The sequence below is a fragment of the Flavobacterium sp. genome, assembly GCF_003525665.1.
Lineage (GTDB): Bacteria > Bacteroidota > Bacteroidia > Flavobacteriales > Flavobacteriaceae > Flavobacterium.
Genome location: NZ_DQDX01000146.1, coordinates 20160 through 21953, shown reverse-complemented (window position 1 = coordinate 21953; position 1794 = coordinate 20160). Strand labels below are relative to the sequence as shown.

Annotated in this window: 3 protein-coding genes; all 3 read right to left on the bottom strand. The window is 32.4% G+C overall.

Going from position 1 to position 1794, the window contains the following annotated elements:
• Positions 1 to 43 precede the first annotated feature (43 nt).
• The 3 genes from DIU01_RS10285 to DIU01_RS10275 all read right to left on the bottom strand — a co-directional run bounded on the left by DIU01_RS10285 (position 44) and on the right by DIU01_RS10275 (position 1770).
• The gene (locus tag DIU01_RS10285) at positions 44 to 436 is read right to left on the bottom strand and encodes a hypothetical protein (protein ID WP_290834117.1); all 393 of its coding nucleotides are present in this window, start codon (positions 434 to 436) and stop codon (positions 44 to 46) included.
• Positions 437 to 444: 8 nt separating this feature from the next.
• Entirely contained in the window at positions 445 to 888 is a 444-nt protein-coding gene (locus DIU01_RS10280) for a DUF1456 family protein (protein WP_290834115.1), read from the bottom strand.
• 81 nt (positions 889 to 969) lie between these two features.
• Positions 970 to 1770: an alpha/beta hydrolase-fold protein gene (locus DIU01_RS10275; protein ID WP_290834113.1), complete on the bottom strand. Its 801-nt coding sequence runs from the start codon at positions 1768 to 1770 to the stop codon at positions 970 to 972.
• Between the last annotated feature and the right edge of the window lie 24 nt (positions 1771 to 1794).

Below are 1794 nucleotides of genomic sequence, written 5' to 3'. Positions count from 1 at the left end.
GTGTTTACCTTATTGGGACATTGTGGTATTAACTCGGGATTTTCTAATTATCTAAAATTTTCTGTAAATCTCCTTTTAGTTCTATTCCTTCAAAAGTTGAAGAATAAGTCATTATGTTTCCTTCAATTTTTAAAATTTTCACTGGTAATTCCTTTCCAGTCATATTGCCTTTCGGCATTTTAGGATTTGGGTTCACAATCTTTTTGATGGTTAATGTGTATTCACATTCCGAAATCCAATCGATGTAAAGATGCATTTCTTCGCCGGTTTCTTCATAGCGTTCTATCTGTAATTTTTCGGTTCTAATTACAATAATTCCAGATAAATTAGGATCGGTATATCTAAATTCGCCAGTTCTAAAATCGGTACAATCTAGATCTTGTGAAAATCCATAAGTAGATGAAATCAAAAAAAATACAACTAAATATTTCAGCATAGTTTTAATTATCCTTTTGGATTTTTACCATTTTTGTAGTTTACTTTTTCTACAATTTCAATTTTTTTAACTGGCTTTTTATCTTTGAATTTTGGTTTTCCAGCGGGACTTTTCTTAAAATCACCTGCTTTAAATTCTCTCGGTGGCGATGTTGTTTTTTCCGATTTTGTGAATTCTTTTGGTCGTGCTTCTTGCTTATGAACGGCAATTACATCCATAGGTATTTTCGGATTTTCTTTAGTTCCGCGCAAGTGAATTACCAATCCGTTTAGGAAATTACGCAACACTTGGTCGCCACATTCTACATATTTGGGATGATCGGCATTGCGAAAGAAATTCCCAATTTCACCTTTAGACATTCTAAAATCTACCAACATCAGAATTTGTTCTATTTGGTCGTCACGAAGCATTAATGCTACACGTAGTTTCTTGAAGATATCGTTATTTGTCATAATTATAAGTTTATAGTTTAGTGTTTATGGTTTATTGTTGTTGAAATTAACTACAAACAATAAACTATAAACTGCAAACGATTAAAAAAGCCAAAGATACGCCTTTTTAAATCCTTCTCGCCATAATTTTTCGTTGTGTTGTCCGCCTTCAACAATGATTTTTTTATTTAAATTTTTGCAATAGCAACGTTTTGAATTCACTTGATACTCCATAGCATTTAAATCCCGAACCATATCATCATCGCCTTCTTTGTCGCCACACAAGAAATACACTTTGGTTTTAAATGTTTCGGTTTTTTCCATTAGTTCAAAAATTTCTTTTCTGTTGAACCAAAAAGAAGGTGAGAAGCAGCCTACTTTACCAAATACTTTTGGGTATTTTAATGCGCCATAAAACGAAACCAATCCGCCAAGCGAACTTCCAAAAAGTGCTGTATTATTGGCGTTTGTTTTGGTTCTGTAGTTTTTATCGACATAAGGTTTTAATGTAGAAACTATAAAATCTAAATAATTATCGGCATTGCCACCACCATATTTTTCGTGTTTGAAAGGTGTTAATTCTTCCATTCGTTTTTCGCCTCCATGTTCGATTCCAATAACAATTACTTGCGCCGAAATGCTGTCGAGAGTTTCATCAATATTCCATTCACCTACGTACGAAGTTTTTGCATCAAATAAATTTTGAGCATCGTGCATATAAATTACTGGGAACTTTTTATCAGAACTGGAGTAATTTTTAGGAAGGTAAACCCAAATTTTTTTAGAAGTTTTTAGTTGAGGTGCATCAATTGTAAATGTTGAGACTTGCTTGCTAGCAGTACTTTCCTGAGCATTGCTACTCCAAAAAAACAAAATTGATAAAAGCGCTAAAATAAATTTCACTTGATTTAATTTTTAAATTTTAAC

What these genes read in the sequence shown, in the direction of transcription:
- DIU01_RS10280 (WP_290834115.1), bottom strand. Translation starts at nt 888, where the DNA reads ATGACAAATAACGATATCTTCAAGAAACTACGTGTAGCATTAATGCTT.
- DIU01_RS10285 (WP_290834117.1), bottom strand. Translation starts at nt 436, where the DNA reads ATGCTGAAATATTTAGTTGTATTTTTTTTGATTTCATCTACTTATGGA.